Origin of the sequence: Enterobacter sp. BWH64, from assembly GCF_001037645.1 — a bacterium.
GTDB lineage: Bacteria > Pseudomonadota > Gammaproteobacteria > Enterobacterales > Enterobacteriaceae > Enterobacter > Enterobacter hormaechei_C.
Genome location: NZ_KQ089922.1, coordinates 818,031 through 844,210, shown reverse-complemented (window position 1 = coordinate 844,210; position 26,180 = coordinate 818,031). Strand labels below are relative to the sequence as shown.

Sequence of the window (26,180 nt, the reverse complement as noted above, 5' to 3'; positions counted from 1 at the left end):
TTCTTGCCGGGCGGCACTGCGTTTGCCCGGCCTACAAAAACACTCTCGTAGGCCCGGTAAGCGCAGCGCCACCGGGCAAATAAGCATCAGCGGAAGTTAATGTTCTTATCGCTGGTCATATCATACAGCTGGAATTTACGTCCAAGCTGCTGGCCGCCGTCGCGCGTCAGCGGCGTCCAGCCCACTGCCGCACGGCTGCGGGTTGGGCCTGATGAGAACAGATCCAGCGGAATCGACACGTACACCCCTTTGGTGAAGTCCCCTTCCCCGTACTCGTCTGGCGAAACGTTGGTGAGGGTGGCATAGCCGCCCACCACGACGCCGCTGTCGAAGTGTTTGGAGATATCCAGCGTGCCGCCCTTATCACCCGCCAGATACTGGCCGACGCTGGCTTTCACCAGCACGTCCTGCGCGAACGACGGCGTCCAGTAGGCGGTCAGGTGGCCGGTTTTGACGCTGTAGTCGGTGAACTTCATCATGTCCTGCGCGCTGCGCCAGTCACGCTGTTTCACGTAGTTGGCATCAACCCCAAACGCCCAGTTGCTGTCGACAGGACGATAAAGCACTTCTGCCCCGGCGCCGCCGAACATGGTTTCCAGATAGCCACCGTAAACCTGGCCGTAGAAGCCGTTGCCGAAGTACTGGAAGTAGTTGGCCTGGAGGTTATTCACGTAGATATCGTTCTGCACATATTCGCGAACGCGGGTACGCACGCGCGGCAGTTTTGAATCGTTCGGCGGGTTGGTGTAGTTAAATTTGTCGTAGTTGTTAGCAATGTTGCCGAACAGACTACCGGTGGTCAACAGGTGGTCGGTCACCCACAGATCCGCCGTCGCCATCGCCCCCAGCTGATACATGTAGAAGTTTTCCGGCCCACCCACGGACTGGTTCAGCACCGGATCGATATGGAAATCGAAGCGGGATTTATCGATATACCAGCCCTGCTCGGTGCTCTCTGGCACCACCGGCTCAACGCGTTTTTGTACCAGCTCGGTTTCATGTCCCAGCGGTTCGCCTTCAAGATGACGCTTAAGGCTGGCAACATCGGTTTCGGTTGTGACCTGCGGCAGGTTGAGGCGGTTCTCCGTCACGCGGATCGTGCGGATCCCCTCCGGCAGATCGTTCATGACGATCCGGTTGGCGCGCTCGATCCCTTCGCGGGAGTCGCGGTATTTTACCTGCTCGCCGGTGACGTACAGCGTATCGCCTTTGGTCTGGATCTTTGGATCCGCCAGGCCCGCGTTATATTTCAGCAGCGTCAGCTGATTCGCTACCACGGAGTGCTGAATGATCGCATCCTGCGGCTCCGGCTGATATTTTGGCCGCGGGTTATCATTGTAGTGCGGCCGCATGTCGTTAAAGTTAGTGCGCAGGGTAAAGCCAAACATCAGGGTATTACCGCGCTCATAGCTGAGGTTAACGTCGGCCCAGTCGGTGACGCGGTAAATGGCGCCGACGTTAAACTTGCTCTTTTGCTCAATTTTCCCGGCGAAGTCCTGCGAGTAGTCGTTTCCTTCGTACTCCAGCTTCAGACGTAACGGCTGCCACGGTGTTTGATACTCCACGCCGCCAAACAGCGAGGCCGGGCCGTGGAACATCTGGTCCCCGTTGATGGAGCCCGCTTTCTGGTAGCTGTTATCGCGGTAGCAGTATTTATCGCTGTAGGTACAGAACGGATTTTTGACGTTGCCGCTGGTGCCGAGATAGCCCCATCCCAGACCGAGTGAGAAATCAAACGGTCCCCAGGCTTTGCTGGCCACGATGTATTCCGCGTCAAACAGGCCGGTCCCGCCGATATCCTTCGCACCAACGGAGACCTGCGGCATCCAGTAGCTCTCTTCCCACAGGCGCAGCTTCACGTCGAAAGCTTTGTCTTTATAAGTCTGGTCGCCGGAGAAGGCATCCACGCTGCTGTACTGTTTTGTACGCACGTCGGTGTAGCGCAGCGTGGTCTCCAGCCAGGGGAACAGCTGCACGGACGCAGAGTAGTAACGGTACTGATCGTTATCACGATAGTTAAGGCTGATTTCCCCCTCGCGGGCCATACGCGCGGTTGGGGTTTGCAGTAAGCCCACGCCGCCAAAATCGGACTGCGACGGGCCGATGGGTGCCGGATACGTTTCTGCATGACAGGCGGCACTCACGCACAGTGCAAGCATGCTGTAGAGATAGGTTTTTTTCATTATTCCGGTATCCGCTGTATCAGGGAGCGAAGGATATCGGCATTAAGCCCGTCATACGCTTTCGTCCAGAAATGGTCGGCAAAACCGACAAAAATGATGCTGCCTGGCATAGGTTCGATATGGCGTTTATTCCAGTAAGCCACCGGCGCTTTCTGCGTATGCCCGTCCGGATAGACCACCCAGGCATAGCTGTTATCCGCTCCGCTGAGCAGACTTTGCTCGTCGAGATAGCTCGCCACGTCCCGGCCCGGCGTAAACGGCTTTTTGCCAGGGCTGCTGAGAAGCCCCATCACGGTGACGGTGGAAGGCTGAGCCGGAAGCCACAGGGTATAGTCCCCTTCCAGCGACGGATTGCCGTTTTCCGCAACGCGCACCTCATCCGGATCCAGATTCACCTTCTGGCGCCCCGTCACCTTAACCGCCTGAAGCTGTTGACGCAGGCTAGTAATGGCCGCGGCATCGTCGGTATCTTCCTGTTGTGCCAGCCCGCTCAGTCGGGCGAGCAGCGCCTGATGTTTTTGTTCCGCTACGATCGTCGCCTGACGCTCGCTGATCACCGCCCCGGTCCACCAGCTTTTCGCCAGCCTCGGCTGCCCCACCAGATCGAGCAGATGCCCGGCATTGGTTAAGGTTTTAGGTTTTTCGCTGTCCGGGGTGTAGACCTGTACCGTTCCCGCAGACCACGCCAGCGGCGAGGTCAGGCTGGCGAGAAGCGCAATGTGGATGAACATTTTCATGATTTCGCCGCCTTGATCAGGGTGGTCTTCACCGGGAAGAAACCGGCACCGAGATACTGTAAGGACTGGCGGATTTGCCCCTCTTCGTCCACCCAGAAGCGGTTATGCCAGGTGGCTTGATCGGTTGTCACTTCTTCATCCAGCACGCGCACCTGCGTTTCGTCGCTGCCCACTTTGACACTGTCCGTACCGTCCCAGCGGAAGGTGGAGCGGGCCGTGGCGTAGCGCACCTGTTTATGCTCGGTCCAGCCCATCGTGCGCGTCCAGCTTGCGCCATCGACGATCTGATTCGGCTTGATGAGCGGATCTTCAGCCAGGTTGTTCACCTCAAGCAGGTTGTCGCCGCCGAGCAACGTTTTCACGATGCGGGAATGCTGCGTCACGATGGTGGCCTGATCCTGCGTCACCCATTTCTGCTGCCCGTTTTCATCGAAAGCGAGCACCACAAACAGTTGCGGACCATCGTTTAGCTGCATGTACTGGCTGGCATACGGCATGTTCTGAAGTTCGTCATCGGTCAGATGCACGCCCGGCGTGCCGAACATGCTGTCCCACAGTGAGTGGCCCAGCCCTTTGGTGGTAGCTGAGCACGCCTGCAACAGCAGGCAAATCAGGATGATTGCAGGTCGCTTCACGACTCTTCTCCGAAGGGGCGAAATAACCACACCGAAGTGTGGTTATGATTAAAACACCCGTTATTACTGGGTGCTGGTCGTCGTAGTGGTCGTGGTTCCGGTATTGGAGCCATCACCGCCACCGGTTGCCGCCAGCGCGACACCCACGGCTGAACTTACGGCGCTGGTGCTGGCTGCGGTAGAACTCCCCGCAGACGCAGACGTCGCTGCCGACCCTGCTGCTTCCCCGACCTGGACCGGAGCTGCATAGACAGACGTCGCCGCAAGCGCAGATATGGCAAAAATGCCATACAGTACTTTCTTCATAACAATTTCCCTTCAATGAATGAATGGAGATTTGCCCGAAAAGAAATTCAGGCGGATTCGAGTATACACAACTAAAGCAGTGGGTTTACCGTGGGGGTAAATAGGGATGAGGTTTTCAGACTAATGGTTAAAAATGGAAGAAAAAAAGAATCAAGGAAATATATAATCACTATAAATCAACAATTTATAATATAATAACATTAAAATATCACTCCGTATTTTCTTAAAATAAACCTCAGCAATTAACGGGGTTACCGTCTTTTTCGGATTAAACTCAGATTCAGAATTTGAGATAACTAACAGACATCAGGAATTATCCGATAAAAAAATGCCGGCATATCGCCGGCATTGTTCATGACATATTTATTACGCACGCCAGGCTTTATAACGGTTAATCAGACCATTGGTGGAGCTGTCGTGGCTGTCGATCGCTTTATCGTCACCCAGCTCTGGCAGAATGCGGTTTGCCAGCTGTTTGCCCAGCTCAACGCCCCACTGGTCAAAGGTGAAGATGTTCAGAATAGCGCCCTGAGTGAAGATTTTGTGCTCGTAGAGGGCAATCAGCGCACCCAGGCTGAACGGCGTGATTTCGCGCAGCAGAATGGAGTTAGTTGGACGGTTGCCTTCGAACACTTTAAACGGCACAACGTGCTCCAGCGTAGCCGGATCTTTACCCTGGTCACGGTATTCCTGCTCAACCACCTCGCGGGATTTACCGAACGCCAGCGCTTCGGTCTGGGCGAAGAAGTTAGACAGCAGCTTCGGATGGTGGTCGGACAGTGGGTTGTGCGTAATCGCCGGGGCGATGAAATCGCACGGTACCATTTTGGTACCCTGGTGGATCAGCTGGTAGAACGCGTGCTGGCCGTTGGTGCCCGGCTCGCCCCAGATGATTGGGCCAGTCTGGTAATCCACCGCGTTGCCGTTACGGTCAACGTACTTGCCGTTGGATTCCATGTTGCCCTGCTGGAAGTAGGCCGCAAAGCGGTGCATGTACTGGTCGTACGGCAGAATCGCTTCGGTTTCAGCGCCGAAGAAGTTGTTGTACCAGATCCCGATCAGCGCCAGCAGTACCGGCAGGTTTTTCTCAGGCGCGGTGGTGGAGAAGTGTTTGTCCATCGCGTGCGCGCCGGAGAGCAGTTCAACGAAGTTGTCGAAGCCCACGGACAGGATGATGGACAGACCGATCGCAGACCACAGTGAGTAGCGGCCGCCCACCCAGTCCCAGAACTCAAACATGTTCGCGGTATCAATACCGAACTCACCCACCGCTTTACCGTTGGTGGACAGCGCCGCAAAGTGTTTCGCCACGTGCTTTTCGTCGCCCGCGGTTTTCAGGAACCAGTCGCGCGCGCTGTGGGCGTTGGTCATGGTTTCCTGAGTGGTGAAGGTTTTAGACGCCACCAGGAACAGCGTGGTTTCCGGGTTCACCTTTTTCAGCACTTCAGCGATGTGAGTCCCATCGACGTTGGACACGAAGTGCATGTTGAGGTGGTTTTTGTACGGGCGCAGCGCCTCGGTCACCATGAACGGGCCGAGGTCAGAGCCGCCGATACCGATGTTTACGACGTCGGTGATCGCTTTGCCGGTGTAGCCTTTCCAGCTACCTGAGATGATCGCTTCAGAGAAGGTTTTCATCTTTTCCAGCACCGCGTTCACTTCCGGCATCACATCTTTGCCGTCTACGATAATTGGCGTATTGCTACGGTTACGCAGGGCCACGTGCAGGACGGCACGGTCTTCGGTGCGGTTGATTTTCTCACCGGAGAACATGGATTTGATGGCATCTGCCAGCTCAGTCTCTTTCGCCAGATCTTGCAGCTTCGCCAGCGTCTCTTCGGTGATACGGTTCTTGGAGAAATCCACCAGCATCAGGTCATCGAAGGTGGCGGAAAACTTGCTGAAACGATCGGCATCTTTCGCGAACAGATCCGCGATAGTGACGTCTTTCATTTCATCAAAATGTTTCTGTAGTGCCTGCCATGCAGCGGTCTGCGTTGGGTTGATGTTTTTCATAGCAATACTCTTCTGATTTGAGAATTGTGACTGCGGTCGATTGTAGCGCCTGCAAATAAAAATTGTGATGGTTTTTATGCCATTGCCCTGGTCTGCATCAAACGCAGGTGAAAAGACCCGAAAAGTATAGCTGCTGTCGCGCCCTTCCGGCGTGGCGAAATGTTGGTCAAAAAGGGGGAAAAAGGAGCATAAAATATGGGCCTGTTATAAGTCCTGTTTCTGAGGGGTACCCCCCCATGAAAAATCCGCATAATCCCAGCATTGACAGGACCTCCCCCGCATTTTATTTATAGGGCCGTATTTTGCGCCTGCACCTGTTCTCGCTTCATTCTTGTGCCAAGGTCGCTCTATTCATTCCCTGACACGAGGTTGTTATGACGAGTTTTGTGGTCGCCAAGTTTGGCGGCACCAGTGTGGCAGACTACGATGCCATGAACCGCAGCGCCGATGTGGTGCTGGCCGATCCGAATACCCGCCTGGTGGTGCTTTCCGCCTCAGCCGGCGTGACGAACCTGCTGGTTTCCCTGTCTGAAGGACTGGAAGCGACCGAGCGTTTCGTGAAGCTGGATGCACTGCGCAAAATTCAGTTCGACATTCTCGAGCGTCTGCAAAACCCGAACGTCATTCGTGAGGAAGTGGAACGCCTGCTGGAAAATATCACCACCCTGGCAGAAGCCGCGTCGCTGGCCACCTCCAGCGCACTGACCGATGAACTGGTCAGCCACGGCGAACTGATGTCCACACTGCTGTTCGTTGAGATCATGCGCGAGCGCAATATTCAGGCGCAGTGGTTCGACGTGCGTAAAGTGATGCGCACCAGCGACCGCTTTGGCCGCGCCGAGCCGGACGTGGAAGTCCTGGCTGAGCTGACTAACCAGCAGCTTGCCCCGCGCCTGGATGAAGGCATAGTGATCACCCAGGGCTTTATCGGCAGCGAAGCCAAAGGGCGCACAACCACGCTGGGCCGTGGCGGTAGCGACTACACCGCCGCCCTGCTGGGTGAAGCCCTGCACGCCACCCGCGTGGATATCTGGACGGACGTGCCGGGTATCTACACTACCGACCCGCGCGTGGTCTCTGCGGCAAAACGTATTGACGTGATCGCCTTTGAAGAAGCGGCTGAAATGGCGACTTTCGGCGCGAAAGTGCTGCACCCGGCCACGCTGCTGCCCGCCGTGCGCAGCGACATTCCGGTCTTCGTTGGCTCCAGTAAAGATCCAAAGGCGGGCGGGACGCTGGTCTGCAAGAAAACCGAGAACCCGCCGCTGTTCCGCGCGCTGGCCCTGCGTCGTAAGCAGACGCTGGTTACCCTGCACAGCCATAATATGCTGCACTCCCGTGGATTTCTGGCGGAAGTGTTTGGCATCCTGGCGCGCCACAATATCTCCGTGGACCTGATCACCACGTCAGAAGTCAGCATCGCGCTGACGCTCGACACCACCGGCTCCACCTCTACCGGCGACACCCTGCTGACGCAGTCGCTGCTGATTGAGCTTTCCGAGTTGTGCCGCGTGGAGGTGGAAGAAGATCTGGCGCTGGTGGCCATCATCGGTAATAAGCTGTCGCGCGCATGCGGCGTGGGCAAAGAGGTGTTCGGCGTGCTCGACCCGTTCAATATCCGCATGATTTGCTACGGCGCGTCCAGCTACAACCTCTGCTTCCTGGTCCCTGCCGATCAGGCCGAGCAGGTCGTGCAGAAACTTCATCAGAATTTGTTTGAATAAAATTCGTTAGCACGATAAACAATATCAATAAGCCGGGCACAGACCCGGCTTTTTTATAACAAAACAACACGACAATACTGCAAGGAATTCACTATGCTCTCCGCTATCACCCGGCTGTTCCCGTTATGGGCGCTGCTGCTCTCTGTACTCGCGTATTACACTCCTGCCACGTTCACGGGCATTGGTCCGTGGGTCACCACGCTGCTGATGCTGATTATGTTCGGCATGGGCGTGCATCTGAAAATTGACGATTTCAAACGCGTGCTGTCTCGCCCGGCGCCGGTTGCCGCAGGGATTTTCCTGCACTACCTGGTGATGCCGCTCGCGGCATGGCTGCTGGCGATGGCCTTTAAGATGCCGCCCGACCTTTCCGCCGGGATGGTGCTGGTGGGGAGCGTCGCCAGCGGTACGGCATCTAACGTCATGATCTATCTGGCGAAAGGCGACGTGGCGCTTTCCGTCACCATCTCGTCCGTTTCCACGCTGGTGGGCGTGATTGCCACGCCTCTGTTAACCCGCCTGTACGTCGACGCGCATATCCAGGTGGACGTGATGGGCATGCTGCTCAGCATCCTGCAAATCGTGGTGATCCCGATTGCGCTGGGGCTGGTGATCCACCATCTCTTCCCGCGGGTGGTGAAAGCGGTTGAGCCGTATCTGCCCGCGTTTTCGATGGTCTGCATTCTGGCCATTATCAGCGCCGTGGTAGCCGGTTCCGCATCGCACATTGCTTCGGTGGGCTTTGTGGTGATCGTCGCGGTTGTGCTGCATAACACTATTGGTCTGCTGGGCGGTTACTGGGGCGGAAAGCTGTTTGGCTTTGACGAATCCACCTGCCGCACGCTGGCGATCGAAGTGGGGATGCAGAACTCCGGCCTGGCAGCGGCGCTGGGTAAAATTTACTTCTCACCGCTGGCAGCGCTACCGGGGGCGCTGTTCTCTGTCTGGCACAACCTGTCCGGTTCGCTGTTAGCTGGATACTGGTCCGGTAAGCCGATTGATGACCAACCGAAAAAAGATGCGGTGAAACAGGGTTAATTGACCCGGCTTGCTTTACACTGAAGCCTCCCCATCAGGAGGCTTCAGCAATGGCTACACCACGTTTGACCCAGAAAGACATGACCGAAGCCGAGCAGCGCGAACTGAAAACGCTACTCGACCGCGCCCGTATCGCGCATGGCCGCACGCTGACGAACGCCGAAACCAATCAGGTTAAAAAAGAGTACATCGATAAACTGATGGCGCAACGTGATGCCGCGGCGAAAAAAGCCCGCAAGCTGAAAAAAGAGCAGGCTTATAAACCCGATGCAGAGGCGACTTTTTCCTGGTCCGCCAGCACATCAACCCGTGGAAGGCGCTAATCAGCGCCCTTTCTTTTTGCGCCCCGGCTGGGTAAAGCGTTTTCCGTTGCCCGGCTTGCCCCGCCCTTTCTCTTCCGCCTGCGGTGCCTTCACCACCGGACGCTTAATCGCCTGCGTTTTCGGTTTGGCTTTAGCTTTCGGCTTCGCTTCGGACGAGGAGTTCTCGATAAGTTTGAACAGCTCGATCAGCTCGTCATCCGTTAAGTCACGCCACTCGCCCAGCGGGATCCCGGACAGGCTGACGTTCATGATGCGCGTGCGTTCCAGCTTCGTCACTTCATAACCGAAGTACTCGCACATGCGGCGGATCTGGCGGTTCAGGCCCTGCACCAGCGTGATACGAAACGCAAAAGGCGCCTCTTTTCTGACTTTACACTTCTTCGTCACGGTGCCCAGAATCGGCACGCCTGCGCCCATTCCCCGGATGAACTCGTCCGTGACCGGCTTGTTCACCGTAACAATGTACTCTTTCTCATGGTCGTTACCGGCACGCAGAATTTTGTTCACCAGATCGCCGTGATTAGTCAGGAAGATTAACCCCTGAGAGTCCTTATCCAGGCGACCAATCGGGAAGATACGGCTGCTGTGGTTCACGAAATCAACAATGTTGTCCCGCTCGCCATCTTCCGTAGTGCTGACAATCCCAACCGGCTTGTTCAACGCGATAAACACCAGGTCTTCGGCATCACGCGGTTCGATGACCTGACCATTCACTTTCACCACATCGCCAGGCACCACCTGGTCACCGATGGTGGCGCGCTTGCCGTTAAGAAACACGTTACCTTGTTCAATGTAACGGTCAGCCTCGCGACGTGAGCAGATCCCGCTCTCGCTAATGTATTTGTTTAATCGGGTTGATTGAGTTGGCAGCATAGTTTCTCCTGTGAAGGGCGAAATATACCTTACCTTGCGCCTGACAAAAAAGTCCTAGTAACCGCTGATCAGAAAATCGAGTGCATCCCGCAATGAAGCACTGCTGTTAGTAAGATCGGCAACGCGTTCACCTAACTCTTTTGAAGAGATGCCTGACAGCATATGCATCATGACAACGCAGGACTTACCCGCGATTTCAACGACAGGGCACACTTTCGCAGGCGGACGAATGCCGCCCAACTGGCTTAATTCAACGGCGGGAGCAACCAGTACATGTTTCATCACATTAGCAACAGGGTGCTGCATATTAATAAGCCATGGATATGCTTTTTTCCCATTACCTTCATTCGCATAAGCAAAATATTGCTCCATCAGAATGACCTCTGAAAGTCACTAAAGGAGCCGTTTTCATCAACCCACTGGTTAATGGCCTCTATAGACGCTTTATTTTCTGCTAACCACTCTGCGCGCTGATGCGCACGAAACTGCTCCTGTAGAGCGGCCGTGAGTACAGCAGAGAGATTGAGCTTAAGACGTCGCGCTTCTTCAAGAATTTCTGGTGCTAACGAAACATTGACTGATTTTTTAATGCCATTAGTAGTGCGCATGATAACCCCCATTGGAATGCGCATGAATTGGCGAAGTGTAGCGTAATAAACGAGCATTTTCTATTCCCTTAAAAATGTAAGGCCTTAAGAATGAATTGCTCTTTAGAAGGTGTCACGCCTCACAAAAGGGTTTTGCGAGGCGCTTTCAGAGATTAATACTCATCCCGCTCATCGTCTTCATCCGGCTGCTCCATCACGCTATAGGCCACCGCACAGAACAACGAGTTGAGACGCTTCATATCCCCCAGCAGCCCCAGGTGGAGTGAGCTGGTCTCGATACTCTGCACGTTCTGCTGGTGCAGACGCTCAACGTGGGCGTGTGAGTAGCGGCGATTAAGGATGCGGAAACGATGCTTGTTGCGGCGCAGGCGGCGCGCACTCGGCACGTCGCTGGAGAAGAAGACCGACATCGCCAGCTTCAGGTTGCTGACCAGCTGTTCGTGCAGCGCTTCCAGCTCTTTCAGCCCTTCAACAGAAAACGCCCGGCGTGCGGCCAGGGATTTGTCTGCGATTTCACTGCCCATACGCTCGACAATATCCGAAGCCTGCTCCAGGTTAAGCGACATCTCGATGATTTCCGCCCAGCGGCGCGACTCCTCTTCCGCCAGCTCGTCCTGGGGGATCCGCGCCAGATAGAGCTTGATGGCGGTATACAGCACGTTGATATCGTCCGCCAGCCTGCGCAGCTCTTTTTCTTCGCGCGGCTCGCCGTGCATCACCTTTTGCAGCCCTTCCAGCATGGTTTCCATCGCGTCGCCCATGCGCAGCGTTTCGCGGGCGGCATTGGCGATTGCCAGCGCAGGAGTATCCAGCACCGAGGTGTCCAGATGCTTCGGTTTAAGGCGCGCGTCCAGCTCCGGTTCATCACGAATAAGCCGCTCGCAGAAGCGGGCCATCGGCGCGGCAAACGGCACCATCGCCAGACAGCGCACCAGGTTGTAGAAGACGTGGAAGTAGATCACCAGCTCCGCTTTCGGCAGAGAGAGATTATCCATCAGGTTCGCCAGCGGGTGCACAAACGGCAGAATGATCAGGCTACCCACCAGCTTAAACAGTAAACTCCCCAGCGCCACCCGGCGGGCGGCAGCGTTGGCGGCGCTGTTGTTGAGCATCGCCAGCAGGCCAGAGCCGAGGTTGGCACCGATCACCAGGCACAGCGCCACCGGGAAGGAAATTACCCCTGCGGCGGTTAAGGTCGCCGTCAGCAGGACCGCTGCCAGGCTGGAGTAGCTGACGATGGCGAATACCGCGCCGATCAGCGCATCCAGCATAATATCGCCGGTTAACGAGGCGAAGATGACCTGCACACCGTTGGCCTGGGTGATCGGCGTGACAGCCTGCACAATCAGCTCCAGCGCCAGCAGGATCAGCCCGAGGCCAATACCGACGCGGCCAAGCTGCCCGGCACGGCTTTGCTTACGGCCGAGGAAAAAAATGACGCCGATAAAAATCAGTAGTGGCGACAGCCAGGAGAGATCGAATGTCAGGATACGCGCCATCAGCGCGGTACCGACGTCGGCGCCAAGGACAATCACCAGCGCCGGGGCGAGCGCCACCAGATCCTGCGCCACGAACGAGGTGACGAGCATGGTAGTAGCGTTGCTGCTTTGCACCAGCGCCGTGACGCCAATACCCGCGCAGAAGGCGAGCGGCTTCTTCTCAACGCTGCCGCTGAGAACGGTACGTAAACGTGCGCCAAACACGCGCATCACGCCGGTACGAACGATATGGGTGCCCCATACCAGCAGTGCGACTGCGGAGAGCAGGTGTAACAACGTCAACACGGTAGGTATTCCTCCTTATCGTTATTCGTTTTCCTGAGGTTCAGTATAAGGGTTTAAACGTAAGAAAGAGACAAGGCACCATAGCGGTGCCCTGTTTGTTGTAAGGAAAAGTGACGTTAGTCTGCGTCGTAGCCCAAATTCGGCGCCAGCCAGCGTTCCACCTCTGACACGCTCATGCCTTTACGCAGAGCGTAATCCTCAATCTGATCGCGCTGAAGCTGTGCCACGGCGAAGTACTTGCTGTCCGGATGGCTGAAGTACCAGCCGGAAACGGACGCGCCCGGCCACATGGCGAACGACTCGGTGAGCTTCATGCCGGTATGCGCTTCGACGTCCAGCAACTTCCAGATAGTGCCCTTTTCTGTGTGTTCCGGGCAGGCCGGATACCCCGGCGCCGGACGAATGCCCTGGTAATTTTCGCGGATCAGCTCCTCGTTGCTGAGATTCTCATTCGCCGCGTAGCCCCAGTGCACCTTACGTACGCGTTCATGCAGATATTCAGCGAAGGCTTCCGCCAGACGGTCGGCGATCGCTTTCACCATGATTTTGTTGTAATCATCGTGCTGCGCGTCGTACGCATCCGCCAGCGCGTCTTCTTCCAGACCACCGGTTACGGCAAAGGCGCCGATATAGTCGGCTTTACCGGAGAGTTTCGGTGCGACGAAATCCGCCAGGCAGTAGTTGGCAAAGCCCACTTTCTCGGTTTGCTGGCGCAGGTGGTGGCTCACGGCCAGCACGTGGGTGCGGGTTTCATCGCGGTAGATTTCCACGTCGTCGCCCACGCGGTTCGCCGGGAACAGCCCCACCACGCCGCGCGGGTTGAGGGCTTTCTCTGCGCTCAGCCTGTCGAGCATGTCGTTAGCATCTTTAAACAGGCGCTTCGCCTCTTCGCCCACCACCTCATCTTCAAGAATGCGCGGATATTTGCCCGCCAGCGACCAGGTCATGAAGAACGGCGTCCAGTCGATGTAGTTACGCAGCGTTTCGATGCTGGCCGTCACGTCCTGCACGCCCAGACGGTGTGCGACCGGCGGCGTATAGCTGGACCAGTCGAACGCCAGATCGTTATCGCGCGCCGCCTGAAGCGAAACCGGCGGCGTGCGCGGTTTCTTACGTCCATGCTGAATGCGGACGGTTTCATACTCTTTGCGGGTGCGGGCGACAAAGTCATCGCGCTGGGTGTCGGACAGCAGCGCGGAGACCACGCCCACAGTGCGCGAGGCGTTTTGAACATACACCGTCGGCCCACTGTAGTTCTGCTCGATTTTCACCGCCGTGTGGGCTTTCGAGGTGGTTGCCCCGCCAATCAGCAGTGGAATGGTAAAGCCCTGGCGCTCCATCTCTTTTGCCACGTTGACCATTTCGTCAAGCGAAGGCGTAATCAGCCCGGAAAGACCAATCAGATCCGCATTCACTTCGCGCGCGGTCCTGAGGATTTTATCCGCCGGGACCATCACGCCAAGATCGATAATTTCGTAGTTATTACACTGCAACACCACGCCAACGATGTTTTTGCCGATGTCGTGTACGTCGCCCTTCACGGTGGCGATGACCATTTTACCGTTACTGGAGCCCTTCTCTTTGCTGGCTTCGATAAAGGGTTCCAGATACGCCACCGCCTGCTTCATGACGCGGGCGGATTTCACCACCTGCGGCAGGAACATTTTGCCCTCGCCGAACAGATCGCCGACCACGTTCATGCCGTCCATCAGCGGCCCTTCGATCACTTCAATCGGACGGGCGGCCTGCTGACGCGCTTCCTCGGTATCCTGCTCGATAAACTCGGTAATGCCTTTTACCAGCGAGTATTCCAGACGCTTATTCACATCCCAGGAGCGCCATTCGGCCTGTTGAACGTTGGCTGATTCGTCAGATTTACTGCCGCGGTATTTTTCCGCCAGATCCAGCATGCGTTCGGTGGCGTCGTCACGACGATTGAGGATCACGTCTTCTACGGCGTCGCGCAGCTCGGCTGGCAGATCGTCGTAAATTGCCAGCTGGCCAGCGTTGACGATCCCCATGTCCATCCCGTTGCGGATGGCGTAGTAAAGGAACACGGCGTGGATCGCCTCACGCACCGGGTCGTTGCCGCGGAACGAGAACGACACGTTCGACACGCCGCCGGAGATCAGCGCATGCGGTAGCTCGCGTTTAATGTCTTCACACGCGCCGATGAAGTCCTGAGCGTAGTTGTTGTGCTCTTCGATGCCGGTCGCGACGGCGAAGATGTTCGGGTCGAAGATGATGTCTTCCGGCGGGAAACCCACCTCTTCGGTCAAAATTTTGTACGCGCGGCGGCAAATCTCAATTTTGCGTTCGCGGGTATCGGCCTGGCCCACTTCATCGAAGGCCATCACCACCACGGCGGCTCCGTAGCGACGGACCAGCTTCGCGTGGTGGATAAAGGTATCGACGCCCTCTTTCATCGAGATGGAGTTAACGATGCCTTTGCCCTGAATGCACTTCAGCCCTTTTTCGATGACCTCCCACTTGGAGGAGTCAATCATGATCGGCACGCGGGCGATATCCGGCTCACCGGCAATCAGGTTGAGGAAACGCACCATTGCCGCTTCGGCATCGAGCATCCCCTCATCCATGTTGATATCGATGATCTGCGCCCCGCTTTCTACCTGCTGGCGAGCAACGTCCAGCGCTTCGCTGTACTTCTCTTCTTTGATCAGGCGCTTGAACTTCGCAGAACCGGTAACGTTAGTACGTTCACCCACGTTCACAAACAGGCTGTCGTCGCCGATGGTCAACGGCTCCAGGCCGGACAGACGACAGGCTACCGGAAGCTCGGGTAGCTTGCGCGGTGGAAGCCCGGCGACGGCGCGGCTCATGGCGGCGATATGCTCCGGCGTGGTGCCGCAGCAGCCGCCGACGATGTTGAGGAAACCAGATTCGGCCCATTCGCGGATTTGCGCCGCCATGGTGTCGGCATCCAGATCGTACTCACCAAACGCGTTCGGCAGACCGGCGTTCGGGTGGGCGGTGACGTAGCACTCTGCGATGCGCGAAAGCTCCTGCACGTACTGGCGCAGCTCGTCCGGCCCCAGCGCACAGTTGAGGCCAAAGGAGAGCGCTTCGGCGTGGCGCAGGGAGTTATAAAACGCTTCGGTTGTCTGGCCGGAAAGTGTGCGCCCCGAGGCGTCGGTGATGGTGCCGGAAATCATGATCGGCAGGTCGACGCCCAGCGCCTCGAACTCCTCTTTCACCGCGTAAATTGCCGCTTTGGCGTTGAGGGTGTCGAATACGGTTTCAATCAGGATCAGGTCGGAGCCGCCTTCCACCAGCGCTTTAGTGGACTCACGATACGCGGCCACCAGCTGGTCAAAGGTGATGTTCCGAAACGCCGGGTCGTTGACGTCCGGAGAAATCGACGCGGTGCGGTTGGTTGGGCCCAGCACCCCGGCTACGTAGCGCGGCTTGTCCGGCGTACGGGCCGTCCATTCGTCGGCGCAGGCGCGCGCCAGCTTCGCCGCTTCAAAGTTGATCTCCGCCGACAGGGATTCCATCTGGTAATCCGCCATGGCGATGGTTGTCGAGTTGAAGGTGTTGGTTTCAACAATATCCGCACCCGCTTCGAAGTAAGCGTTGTGGATATCCCTGATAACAGACGGTTTGCTTAACACCAGCAGGTCATTGTTCCCTTTCAGGTCACAAGGCCAGTCGGCAAAGCGCTCGCCGCGGAAATCGTCTTCACTCAGACGATAGCCCTGGATCATGGTGCCCATGCCGCCGTCCAGCACCAGAATTCGTTCATTTAACTGCGCACGCAGTTGCTCTACTTTGCTGCTCACACTTGCTCCCGACAACGCTCAACAAGGCCAAAAGGCTGCGTTCCATACTGGCATAATCTCGCAGGGTCGAAAAGTCACACAGCGGTAACATGAGACATGTTCACTATCACTCCTCCGATCAGTCAGGAAAGCGGTTGCAAAACCACCAAATAAAACGAAAATGATTTCCACGATACAGAAAAAGGAGTTCGTCATGGTTACGACCGTTCCCGCTAAACGCGGCAGAAAACCTGCTGCAACCACCGCTGCACAACCAGGCGGACAGGTTCAATCCCTGACGCGCGGCCTGAAGCTGCTGGAATGGATAGCCGAATCGCATGGTAGCGTGGCCCTGACGGAGCTGGCGCAGCAGGCTGGCCTGCCGAACTCCACCACGCACCGTCTGCTGACCACCATGCAGCAGCTGGGCTTCGTGCGTCAGGTGGGCGAGCTGGGACACTGGGCGGTGGGGGCGCATGCGTTTATTGTCGGCAGCAGCTTCCTGCAAAGCCGCAACCTGCTGGCGATTGTCCACCCGATTCTGCGCAAGCTGATGGAGGAGTCCGGCGAGACGGTAAACCTGGCCGTGCTGGATCAGAGCGATCACCAGGCGATTATCATCGACCAGGTGCAGTGTACGCAGCTGATGCGCATGTCCGCACCGATTGGCGGCAAGCTGCCGATGCACGCCTCTGGCGCAGGGAAAGCGTTTCTCTCGCAGCTGAGCGAAGAGCAGGTAACGGGGCTGCTGCACCGTAAAGGGCTGCACGCCTATACTCACGCCACGCTGGTGTCGCCGGTGCATCTGAAAGAAGATCTGGCTTTAACCCGCAAGCGCGGCTATTCGTTTGATGATGAGGAGCATGCGCTGGGCCTGCGCTGCCTGGCATCCTGTATTTTTGACGAGCACCGCGAGCCGTTTGCCGCCATCTCCATCTCCGGGCCGATTTCACGTATGACCGACGACCGCGTCACCGAGCTGGGCGCGATGGTGATTAAGGCCGCGAAAGAGGTGACGCTGGCGTATGGTGGGATTCGTTAAACGTGCATTGCCGCCTGATGCCCTCACCCCGGCCCTCTCCCACAGGGAGAGGGAGAAAAGCGGATGCAAAACCGCTGCTTGCGGCGGTAAGCGTAGACATCTTCCACGTGCCCATTTTTGATCCGCGTTTGCAGCCCGCGCCAGTAGCTGGCGCGGAACAGATCGGCATGCATCTCTTCGAATAGCGGCCCGATGCGCGGGTCGGCACAAAGCCAGTGGCGAAACTCCTCCGGAAACACATCGCCCGGCGATACGCTGTACCACGGCTCGCTGGACAGTTCATCTTCCGGGTAGCGCGGCGGCGGGATATCGCGGAAGTTCACCTCGGTCATGTAGCAAATTTCATCGTAATCGTAGAACACCACCCGCCCGTGACGGGTGACGCCGAAGTTTTTAAACAGCATGTCGCCGGGGAAAATATTGGCGGCGGCGAGCTGGCGAATCGCATTGCCGTACTCTTCAATGGCGTCTCGTAAAGCCTGGCCTTCGGATTGCTCCAGCCAGATATTTAGCGGCACCATCCGGCGTTCGATGTAGAGATGGCTAATCGCAATCTTATCGCCAAGATCGGTAATTTTCGTCGGCGCTTCCTGCATTAGCAGCGACATCAGCGCCGGATCGATCTGCTGCTTATCCAGCACAAAGTTTTCAAACTCCTGGGTATCGGCCATTCGCCCGACGCGATCGTGCTCTTTAACCAGCTGATAGCAGGCGCGGACGTGAGCGGCGGTCATCTCTTTCTGCGGGGCAAATTTATCCTTAATCACCTTAAACACGCGGTCGAAGCCCGGCAGTGTGAAAACCAGCATCACCATGCCGCGGATCCCCGGCGCTTCGATAAACTGCTCATCAGCCGTGGTGACATAACGCAGGTATTCCCGATAACTTTCCGTTTTGGCATGCTTCTGACAGCCAATCGCCATATACAGCTCGGCGGTGGTTTTGCCCGGCAGGATCTCGCGCAGCCACTCCACCAAGGCGGCAGGCAGTGGGGCATAGACCATGAAATAGGAACGGGCGAAGCCAAATACGATACTGGCCTCAGCGCTGGTAGTCAGGCAGGTATCGACAAACAGTTCCCCGTCGTCGGTACGGTGAATGGGTAGCAGAAACGGCACGATAGCTGTCGGCGTAACCAGTTTGCCCACCAGCCAGGCGGCCTTATTCCGGTAGAAAAGCTCGTTGGCAACCTGCAAATGGCTGCGGCTGAGCACCGCCTCGCCGAAGGTTTCACTGAGATATGCGTGGATATAGCCGATATCCCGGGGTTTATTCTCCCACGGCAGGCGCAGCGGCAAATCCGTTAAGACGCGGTGCAGGAGCTTTTCCCAGCCGCGATCGGGAAAGAAATCTTTCGCCAGCGGACGCGGAATGGTACGGAAGCGGCGCTCCGGCTGGGAGCTGAAGATAAATAACCGCTCAGGAGATAATGAGCGATGGTCAAATAACCGGCAATAGACGGAGTTGAAAAAGCTCTCCGCAATCTCGAAGCGCGGGTAGTCGGGTAACAGATGGGTGTAATGCTCTTTCACGCGCAGTAAAAATTCCGCATCCGGGCTTTTACCGTCGGTGATACAGCGCAGTTGCTCCACCACCAGACCTACGTGGTGATCATAAAGATGGATACGCTGCTTCATGGCCTGCTGAACCGCATGCCAGTCGGCGTGCTCAAAACGCTGTTGCGCGCCGGAGGTGACTTCCAGAAAGCGGCCATACTGGGCATCGAAGCCCTGCAAAATAGTTTGGGCAATCAGTAATTCCAGACCACGCGACATAAATTCCCCCTCACCCCAACCCTCTCCCCGAGGGGGGAGAGGGGGAAAAGATTAGAACTGTGCTTCTTCCGTTGAGCCCGTTAATGCCGTGACGGAGGAGGTCCCGCCCTGAATAATCGTGGTCACATTATCGAAGTAGCCGGTCCCCACTTCCTGCTGGTGCGAAACGAAGGTATATCCCTCTTTGCCCGCCGCAAATTCTGGCTGCTGTACCTTCTCAACGTAGTGCTTCATGCCTTCGCCCTGCGCGTAGGCGTGCGCCAGGTCGAACATGTTGAACCACATGCTGTGGATACCCGCCAGGGTGATGAACTGGTACTTGTAGCCCATATCTGACAATTGCTGCTGGAAGCTGGCGATGGTCGTATCGTCCAGATTCTTTTGCCAGTTGAAGGACGGCGAACAGTTATAGGCCAGCAGCTTGCCCGGATACTTCGCATGAATCGCATCGGCAAAGCGCTTCGCCAGCGCCAGATCCGGCGTGGAGGTTTCACACCAGACCAGGTCGGCGTAAGGGGCATACGCCAGGCCGCGGCTGATCGCCTGTTCAATACCGGCATGTGTGCGATAGAACCCTTCGCTGGTACGTTCGCCGGTAATGAATTCGCTGTCATACGGGTCGCAGTCAGAGGTGATCAGGTCCGCCGCGTCAGCATCGGTACGGGCAATCACCAGCGTCGGCACGCCGAGCACGTCAGCAGCCAGACGCGCGGCAACCAGCTTCTGGATCGCTTCCTGGGTTGGCACCAGCACTTTCCCGCCCATATGCCCGCACTTCTTCACCGACGCCAGCTGATCTTCAAAGTGAACGGCCGCTGCACCGGCCTCAATCATGGATTTCATCAGCTCAAAGGCGTTCAGCACGCCGCCGAAACCGGCTTCCGCATCGGCGACGATCGGCAGGAAATAGTCGATAAAACGCGGATCGTGGGGTTCGATACCCGCGGCCCACTGGATCTGATCCGCACGGCGGAAGGTATTGTTGATCCGATCCACCACTGACGGCACCGAGTTCGCCGGATAAAGAGATTGATCCGGATACATGCTGGAGGCAAGGTTAGCATCCGCCGCGACCTGCCAGCCGGAAAGATAGATAGCCTCAATGCCGGCCTTCGCCTGCTGCAATGCCTGACCGCCGGTCAGCGCGCCGAGGCTGTTGATATAGCCTTTTTTAGACCCCCCATGCAGCAGATCCCACATTTTCGCCGCGCCGTTCTGCGCCAGCGTACATTCCGGGTTAACCGAGCCGCGTAACTTCACCACTTCCTCTGCGCTGTACGGACGGCGAATGCCTTCCCAGCGCGGTTGGGTCCACTCTTTTTGTAACTCTTCGATCTGTTGGGTACGGGTTTTCATGTGCAGATGCTCCATATTGTTATGTGGTGAATTACGCCAGGAAGCGGTAGCCCGGCAGGGTCAGGAAGTCGATTAAGTCATCAGAGGTGGTGATTTGCTCCATCAGACGTGCGGCATCGTCAAAACGCCCACTGCTGAAGCGGTGCTCGCCCAGTTCGTCCTGGATGACCCGCATCTCTTCGGCCAGCATCTGACGGAACAGGGCTTTGGTTACCGGTTTGCCGTTGCTGAGCGTTTTTTGATGATGGATCCACTGCCAGATGGAGGTACGTGAAATTTCCGCCGTGGCGGCATCTTCCATCAGGCCGTAGATAGGCACGCAGCCGTTGCCTGAGATCCATGCCTCGATGTACTGCACGGCGACGCGAATGTTGGCGCGCATCCCCTCTTCCGTGCGTTCGCCCGCACACGGCGCCAGCAACTGTTCTTCTGCGATTGGCGCATCGTCTTCACGGGTGACAAACAGCTGGTTTTTGTTGTCGCCGAGTACGCGGTTAAAGACTTCCATCGCCGTATCGGCCAGACCAGGATGGGCAATCCACGTCCCGTCGTGGCCATTACGGGCTTCCAGCTCTTTATCGGCTTTCACCTTGTTGAGCACCTGATTGTTACGCTCTGCATCTTTGCTCGGGATAAACGCCGCCATACCGCCCATCGCAAAGGCGCCGCGTTTGTGGCAGGTCTTAATCAGCAGGCGCGAGTAGGCGCTGAGGAACGGTTTATCCATGGTGACAACCTGACGATCCGGCAATACCCGGTCGGCATGGTTTTTCAGGGTTTTGATGTAGCTGAAGATGTAATCCCAACGGCCGCAGTTCAGGCCCACAATATGGTCACGCAGCGCATGGAGGATTTCATGCATCTGGAATACGGCAGGCAGGGTTTCAATCAGCAGCGTGGCCTTAATGGTGCCGCGCGGCAGGCCAAAGCGGTCTTCTGCGTAGCTGAAGACTTCACTCCACCACGCCGCTTCCTGCCAGGACTGGGTTTTCGGCAGATAGAAATAGGGGCCGCTACCTTTCGCCAGCAGGTTTTTATAGTTGTGAAAGAAGTACAGCGCAAAGTCGAACAGGCTGCCCGGAATCGCTTCTCCGCGCCAGGTGACGTGTTTTTCTGGCAAATGCAGACCGCGTACGCGGCAGATCAGCACCGCCGGATTCGGTTTGAGCTGGTAAATTTTACCGGCTTCGTTGGTATAGCTGATGGTGCCGTTGACGGCGTCGCGCAGGTTGATCTGCCCGTCGATAACTTTCTGCCAGTCCGGCGCGAGGGAATCTTCGAAGTCCGCCATAAATACTTTGACGTTGGCATTCATGGCGTTGATCACCATTTTGCGCTCTACCGGACCGGTGATCTCTACGCGACGATCCTGTAAATCTTCAGGGATTCCGCGAATTTTCCATTCACCATGACGAATGGAAGCGGTTTCCGAAATAAACCCTGGCAACTTGCCGTTATCGATCTCCTGCTGTTGATGAATGCGCGCCGCCAGCAGTTTATTACGCTGTGGCGTAAAGCGAGTCACCAGTTCAGTCAGAAACTCTACCGCTTCTGCCGTCAAAACTTGCTGTTCTTGTTCACCATTCGGCTGGGTAAAGGTCAGTTCATCGACCGTTGTTGCCTGTTGAGTCATCGTTCTGCTCCTCATCAAAGATCCAAAATCACGCCCCCGACGCGAGCGAAAGATCGTTGTGTAGTTTTCGCTCAGCAGAATTAAGACTATCTATAATTTTCCCAAAATCAAAAACAATTTCCATTTTAATTTATATCTAATCACAACTGTATGATTAATATGGAATTAAAGTTTTCTTCGATGTTGAGTTGGATTTCGGAAATAAAAAAGGCACCCGAAGGTGCCTGATCTGAATAGCTGAAACGCTTTAGGATCGTTTAATGCAGACGATTACTCCAGCGTCGGATTCATGTGGCGCAGATCGTACGGTGTAATCTGGTAGACGTAATAGTTGAGCCAGTTGGTAAACAGCAAATTTCCGTGGCTACGCCAGGTTGCCCGAGGCGTGTTTTGCGGATCATTTTTCGGGAAATAGTTGTACGGGACATCCGGATTCAGACCCGCTTCAACGTCACGAAAATACTCTGAGGCGAGGGTATGCGGATCGTACTCAGGATGGCCGGTAACGAACGCGATGCGTTTGTCTTTACTGGCGAACAGGTAGGCATCGCCGTCTTCCGTTTCGGCCAGGATTTCCAGGTCGGTGTAATCGCGGATCAGCTGTGCCGGAAAATCGGCGTAGCGAGAATGCGGGGCCAGGAAAGTGTCATCGAAACCACGCGTCAGCAGCGCATGCGGGTGAAGAATGTGGTGTTCGTATACGCCAGAAAGTTTGTCGCTGCGGGTTTGCTTGGGAATGCCATAGAGGATATTCAGCGCGGCCTGTACCGCCCAACAGACAAACAAGGTGGACGTGACGTGATCTTTTGCCCACTCCAGCACCTGCCTGATCTGTGGCCAGTAGGCAACGTCATTAAATTCCACCAGACCCAGCGGTGCGCCGGTGACGATCAGTCCATCGAAATTCTCATCGCGAATATCTTCAAAATTACAGTAGAAGTTATTCAGATGCTCAGCAGGCGTGTTGCGTGACTCACGCGCGTCAATGCGCAGCAGCTGGATATCAACCTGAAGCGGAGAGTTGGAGAGCAAACGCAGGAACTGGTTCTCCGTTTCGATCTTCTTTGGCATCAGATTAAGGATCAGCACCTTCAGCGGGCGAATTTCCTGACCAGAAGCACGCGAAGTTGTCATTACGAAGACATTCTCTTCACGCAAGAAATTGACGGCTGGTAGCTCGTCCTGCACCCGAATCGGCATAACCTTAAATCCTCACAGCATACGTATAAACGTTTAGACATCCAGACAGCTAACGATACCCAGAAACGGGGTTAATGTCGAGTCTGCAAGCGAAAGGTGAGAAAGTTTCAAGGAGGGAGAGCATGTAGGGCGGGTAAAGCTGGGCCACCACCCGACTTTTCAGAACGTACAAAGCAAAAAACCCCGCACCTTACGGTACGGGGTTCTTCTTGATTGATGCCTGGCAGTTCCCTACTCTCACATGGGGAGACCCCACACTACCATCGGCGCTACGGCGTTTCACTTCTGAGTTCGGCATGGGGTCAGGTGGGACCACCGCGCTAAAGCCGCCAGGCAAATACTGTTAATCTGTATCAGGCTGAAAATCTGTCTCTCTCACCGCCAAAACACCTTCGGCGTTGTAAGGTTAAGCCTCACGGTTCATTAGTATCGGTTAGCTCAACGCATCGCTGCGCTTACACACCCGACCTATCAACGTCGTCGTCTTCAACGTTCCTTCAGGAGACTTAAAGTCTCAGGGAGAACTCATCTCGGGGCAAGTTTCGTGCTTAGATGCTTTCAGCACTTATCTCTTCCGCATTTAGCTACCGGGCAGTGCCATTGGCATGACAACCCGAACACCAGTGATGCGTCCACTCCGGTCCTCTCGTACTAGGAGCAGCCCCCCTCAATTCTCCAGCGCCCACGGCAGATAGGGACCGAACTGTCTCACGACGTTCTAAACCCAGCTCGCGTACCACTTTAAATGGCGAACAGCCATACCCTTGGGACCTACTTCAGCCCCAGGATGTGATGAGCCGACATCGAGGTGCCAAACACCGCCGTCGATATGAACTCTTGGGCGGTATCAGCCTGTTATCCCCGGAGTACCTTTTATCCGTTGAGCGATGGCCCTTCCATTCAGAACCACCGGATCACTATGACCTGCTTTCGCACCTGCTCGCGCCGTCACGCTCGCAGTCAAGCTGGCTTATGCCATTGCACTAACCTCCTGATGTCCGACCAGGATTAGCCAACCTTCGTGCTCCTCCGTTACTCTTTGGGAGGAGACCGCCCCAGTCAAACTACCCACCAGACACTGTCCGCAACCCGGATTACGGGTCTACGTTAGAACACCAGCCATTAAAGGGTGGTATTTCAAGGTTGGCTCCACGCAGACTGGCGTCCACGCTTCAAAGCCTCCCACCTATCCTACACATCAAGGACCAGTGTTCAGTGTCAAGCTATAGTAAAGGTTCACGGGGTCTTTCCGTCTTGCCGCGGGTACACTGCATCTTCACAGCGAGTTCAATTTCACTGAGTCTCGGGTGGAGACAGCCTGGCCATCATTACGCCATTCGTGCAGGTCGGAACTTACCCGACAAGGAATTTCGCTACCTTAGGACCGTTATAGTTACGGCCGCCGTTTACCGGGGCTTCGATCAAGAGCTTCGCGTTGCCGCTAACCCCATCAATTAACCTTCCGGCACCGGGCAGGCGTCACACCGTATACGTCCACTTTCGTGTTTGCACAGTGCTGTGTTTTTAATAAACAGTTGCAGCCAGCTGGTATCTTCGACTGATTTCAGCTCCGCCCGCAGGGGCTTCACCTACACATCAGCGTGCCTTCTCCCGAAGTTACGGCACCATTTTGCCTAGTTCCTTCACCCGAGTTCTCTCAAGCGCCTTGGTATTCTCTACCTGACCACCTGTGTCGGTTTGGGGTACGATTTCGTGTTACCTGATGCTTAGAGGCTTTTCCTGGAAGCAGGGCATTTATCACTTCAGCACCGTAGTGCCTCGTCATCACACCTCAGCGTTAAAAGGTACCGGATTTACCTGGAACCTCCGCCTACATGCTTAAACCGGGACAACCGTCGCCCGGCTGACATAGCCTTCTCCGTCCCCCCTTCGCAGTAACACCAAGTACAGGAATATTAACCTGTTTCCCATCGACTACGCCTTTCGGCCTCGCCTTAGGGGTCGACTCACCCTGCCCCGATTAACGTTGGACAGGAACCCTTGGTCTTCCGGCGAGCGGGCTTTTCACCCGCTTTATCGTTACTTATGTCAGCATTCGCACTTCTGATACCTCCAGCATGCCTCACAGCACACCTTCAACGGCTTACAGAACGCTCCCCTACCCAACAACACATAGTGTCGCTGCCGCAGCTTCGGTGCATGGTTTAGCCCCGTTACATCTTCCGCGCAGGCCGACTCGACCAGTGAGCTATTACGCTTTCTTTAAATGATGGCTGCTTCTAAGCCAACATCCTGGCTGTCTGTGCCTTCCCACATCGTTTCCCACTTAACCATGACTTTGGGACCTTAGCTGGCGGTCTGGGTTGTTTCCCTCTTCACGACGGACGTTAGCACCCGCCGTGTGTCTCCCGTGATAACATTCTTCGGTATTCGTAGTTTGCATCGGGTTGGTAAGCCGGGATGGCCCCCTAGCCGAAACAGTGCTCTACCCCCGAAGATGAGTTCACGAGGCGCTACCTAAATAGCTTTCGGGGAGAACCAGCTATCTCCCGGTTTGATTGGCCTTTCACCCCCAGCCACAGGTCATCCGCTAATTTTTCAACATTAGTCGGTTCGGTCCTCCAGTTAGTGTTACCCAACCTTCAACCTGCCCATGGCTAGATCACCGGGTTTCGGGTCTATACCCTGCAACTTAACGCCCAGTTAAGACTCGGTTTCCCTTCGGCTCCCCTATACGGTTAACCTTGCTACAGAATATAAGTCGCTGACCCATTATACAAAAGGTACGCAGTCACCCCATAAAGAGGCTCCCACTGCTTGTACGTACACGGTTTCAGGTTCTTTTTCACTCCCCTCGCCGGGGTTCTTTTCGCCTTTCCCTCACGGTACTGGTTCACTATCGGTCAGTCAGGAGTATTTAGCCTTGGAGGATGGTCCCCCCATATTCAGACAGGATACCACGTGTCCCGCCCTACTCTTCGAGTTCACAGCAAGTGTGCTTTCGTGTACGGGACTATCACCCTGTACCGTCGGACTTTCCAGACCGTTCCACTAACACACAAGCTGATTCAGACTCCGGGCTGCTCCCCGTTCGCTCGCCGCTACTGGGGGAATCTCGGTTGATTTCTTTTCCTCGGGGTACTTAGATGTTTCAGTTCCCCCGGTTCGCCTCGTTAACCTATGTATTCAGTTAACGATAGTGCAACG

Annotated in this window: 18 protein-coding genes, 1 rRNA gene and 2 other annotated features; of the genes, 4 read left to right on the top strand and 15 right to left on the bottom strand. The window is 55.9% G+C overall.

Translation table 11 applies throughout. The annotated features are described in order from the left end of the window. Positions 1 to 86 precede the first annotated feature (86 nt). The 5 genes from SK50_RS04030 to pgi all read right to left on the bottom strand — a co-directional run bounded on the left by SK50_RS04030 (position 87) and on the right by pgi (position 5,877). Positions 87 to 2,183 carry a YjbH domain-containing protein gene (locus SK50_RS04030; protein WP_045344656.1) on the bottom strand — a complete coding sequence of 699 codons (2,097 nt, stop codon included), beginning with the start codon at positions 2,181 to 2,183 and terminating at the stop codon, positions 87 to 89. Next, positions 2,183 to 2,920: a capsule biosynthesis GfcC family protein gene (locus SK50_RS04025; RefSeq protein ID WP_015570167.1), complete on the bottom strand. Its 738-nt coding sequence runs from the start codon at positions 2,918 to 2,920 to the stop codon at positions 2,183 to 2,185. Before SK50_RS04025 ends, SK50_RS04030 begins: the two co-directional genes overlap by 1 nt. Further along, the gene (locus SK50_RS04020; RefSeq protein ID WP_003860339.1) at positions 2,917 to 3,555 is read right to left on the bottom strand and encodes a YjbF family lipoprotein; all 639 of its coding nucleotides are present in this window, start codon (positions 3,553 to 3,555) and stop codon (positions 2,917 to 2,919) included. The genes SK50_RS04025 and SK50_RS04020 overlap by 4 nt, the downstream gene beginning before the upstream one ends. 63 nt (positions 3,556 to 3,618) lie before the next feature. Further along, positions 3,619 to 3,861, bottom strand: a complete 243-nt coding sequence (yjbE, locus tag SK50_RS04015; RefSeq protein WP_003860341.1) for an exopolysaccharide production protein YjbE — start codon at positions 3,859 to 3,861, stop codon at positions 3,619 to 3,621. Positions 3,862 to 4,227: 366 nt separating this feature from the next. Further along, positions 4,228 to 5,877 (bottom strand): glucose-6-phosphate isomerase, encoded by a 1,650-nt coding sequence (pgi, locus tag SK50_RS04010; protein WP_003860343.1) that lies wholly within the window; start codon positions 5,875 to 5,877, stop codon positions 4,228 to 4,230. 374 nt (positions 5,878 to 6,251) lie between these two features. Between pgi and lysC the strand changes: the two genes are divergently transcribed. The 3 genes from lysC (at position 6,252) to SK50_RS03995 (ending at position 8,962) form a co-directional block, all read left to right on the top strand. After that, on the top strand, positions 6,252 to 7,601 hold the full coding sequence (gene lysC / locus SK50_RS04005; RefSeq protein WP_045344657.1) for a lysine-sensitive aspartokinase 3: 1,350 nt from the start codon (positions 6,252 to 6,254) through the stop codon (positions 7,599 to 7,601). Between the two features lie 93 nt (positions 7,602 to 7,694). Further along, complete coding sequence (panS, locus tag SK50_RS04000) at positions 7,695 to 8,639, top strand: ketopantoate/pantoate/pantothenate transporter PanS (RefSeq protein WP_015570166.1); 945 nt, start codon at positions 7,695 to 7,697, stop codon at positions 8,637 to 8,639. A 50-nt stretch (positions 8,640 to 8,689) separates the two neighbouring features. Further along, a complete protein-coding gene (locus tag SK50_RS03995; protein WP_017382612.1) occupies positions 8,690 to 8,962 on the top strand; it encodes a YjbD family protein in 273 nt (90 codons plus the stop codon). Here the strand turns inward: SK50_RS03995 and rluF are convergent, their stop codons facing one another. The 5 genes from rluF to metH form a co-directional block, all read right to left on the bottom strand. Next, positions 8,963 to 9,835 carry a 23S rRNA pseudouridine(2604) synthase RluF gene (gene rluF, locus SK50_RS03990; RefSeq protein ID WP_003860347.1) on the bottom strand — a complete coding sequence of 291 codons (873 nt, stop codon included), beginning with the start codon at positions 9,833 to 9,835 and terminating at the stop codon, positions 8,963 to 8,965. A 54-nt stretch (positions 9,836 to 9,889) separates the two neighbouring features. Further along, positions 9,890 to 10,207, bottom strand: coding sequence for a CcdB family protein (locus SK50_RS03985; protein WP_017382610.1), 318 nt, complete (start codon positions 10,205 to 10,207; stop codon positions 9,890 to 9,892). After that, entirely contained in the window at positions 10,207 to 10,500 is a 294-nt protein-coding gene (locus SK50_RS03980) for a type II toxin-antitoxin system CcdA family antitoxin (protein ID WP_017382609.1), read from the bottom strand. The genes SK50_RS03985 and SK50_RS03980 overlap by 1 nt, the downstream gene beginning before the upstream one ends. A gap of 95 nt (positions 10,501 to 10,595) precedes the next feature. After that, positions 10,596 to 12,227 (bottom strand): Na/Pi cotransporter family protein, encoded by a 1,632-nt coding sequence (locus tag SK50_RS03975; RefSeq protein WP_003860350.1) that lies wholly within the window; start codon positions 12,225 to 12,227, stop codon positions 10,596 to 10,598. Between the two features lie 116 nt (positions 12,228 to 12,343). Next, positions 12,344 to 16,027 (bottom strand): methionine synthase, encoded by a 3,684-nt coding sequence (gene metH, locus SK50_RS03970; RefSeq protein WP_045331964.1) that lies wholly within the window; start codon positions 16,025 to 16,027, stop codon positions 12,344 to 12,346. 193 nt (positions 16,028 to 16,220) lie between these two features. Here metH and iclR point away from each other — a divergent pair, with 193 nt between their 5' ends. Continuing rightward, positions 16,221 to 17,048 (top strand): glyoxylate bypass operon transcriptional repressor IclR, encoded by an 828-nt coding sequence (gene iclR, locus SK50_RS03965; protein WP_003860353.1) that lies wholly within the window; start codon positions 16,221 to 16,223, stop codon positions 17,046 to 17,048. Between the two features lie 23 nt (positions 17,049 to 17,071). Here iclR and aceK read toward each other — a convergent pair whose 3' ends face one another. The 5 genes from aceK to rrf all read right to left on the bottom strand — a co-directional run bounded on the left by aceK (position 17,072) and on the right by rrf (position 23,346). After that, entirely contained in the window at positions 17,072 to 18,823 is a 1,752-nt protein-coding gene (gene aceK, locus SK50_RS03960; RefSeq protein ID WP_017382607.1) for a bifunctional isocitrate dehydrogenase kinase/phosphatase, read from the bottom strand. A gap of 51 nt (positions 18,824 to 18,874) precedes the next feature. Then, positions 18,875 to 20,179, bottom strand: coding sequence for an isocitrate lyase (gene aceA, locus SK50_RS03955; RefSeq protein ID WP_017694726.1), 1,305 nt, complete (start codon positions 20,177 to 20,179; stop codon positions 18,875 to 18,877). A 31-nt stretch (positions 20,180 to 20,210) separates the two neighbouring features. After that, positions 20,211 to 21,812 (bottom strand): malate synthase A, encoded by a 1,602-nt coding sequence (gene aceB / locus SK50_RS03950; protein ID WP_023295752.1) that lies wholly within the window; start codon positions 21,810 to 21,812, stop codon positions 20,211 to 20,213. A gap of 270 nt (positions 21,813 to 22,082) precedes the next feature. After that, positions 22,083 to 23,012, bottom strand: a complete 930-nt coding sequence (gene metA, locus SK50_RS03945; protein WP_017382604.1) for a homoserine O-acetyltransferase MetA — start codon at positions 23,010 to 23,012, stop codon at positions 22,083 to 22,085. Between the two features lie 218 nt (positions 23,013 to 23,230). Then, positions 23,231 to 23,346, bottom strand: a 5S ribosomal RNA gene (rrf, locus tag SK50_RS03940). Between the two features lie 81 nt (positions 23,347 to 23,427). After that, positions 23,428 to 25,794, bottom strand: a sequence feature (most likely nonfunctional fraction of RNA operon). Positions 25,795 to 25,889: 95 nt separating this feature from the next. Then, positions 25,890 to 26,088, bottom strand: a sequence feature (23S ribosomal RNA rRNA prediction is too short). Positions 26,089 to 26,180: the final 92 nt, after the last annotated feature.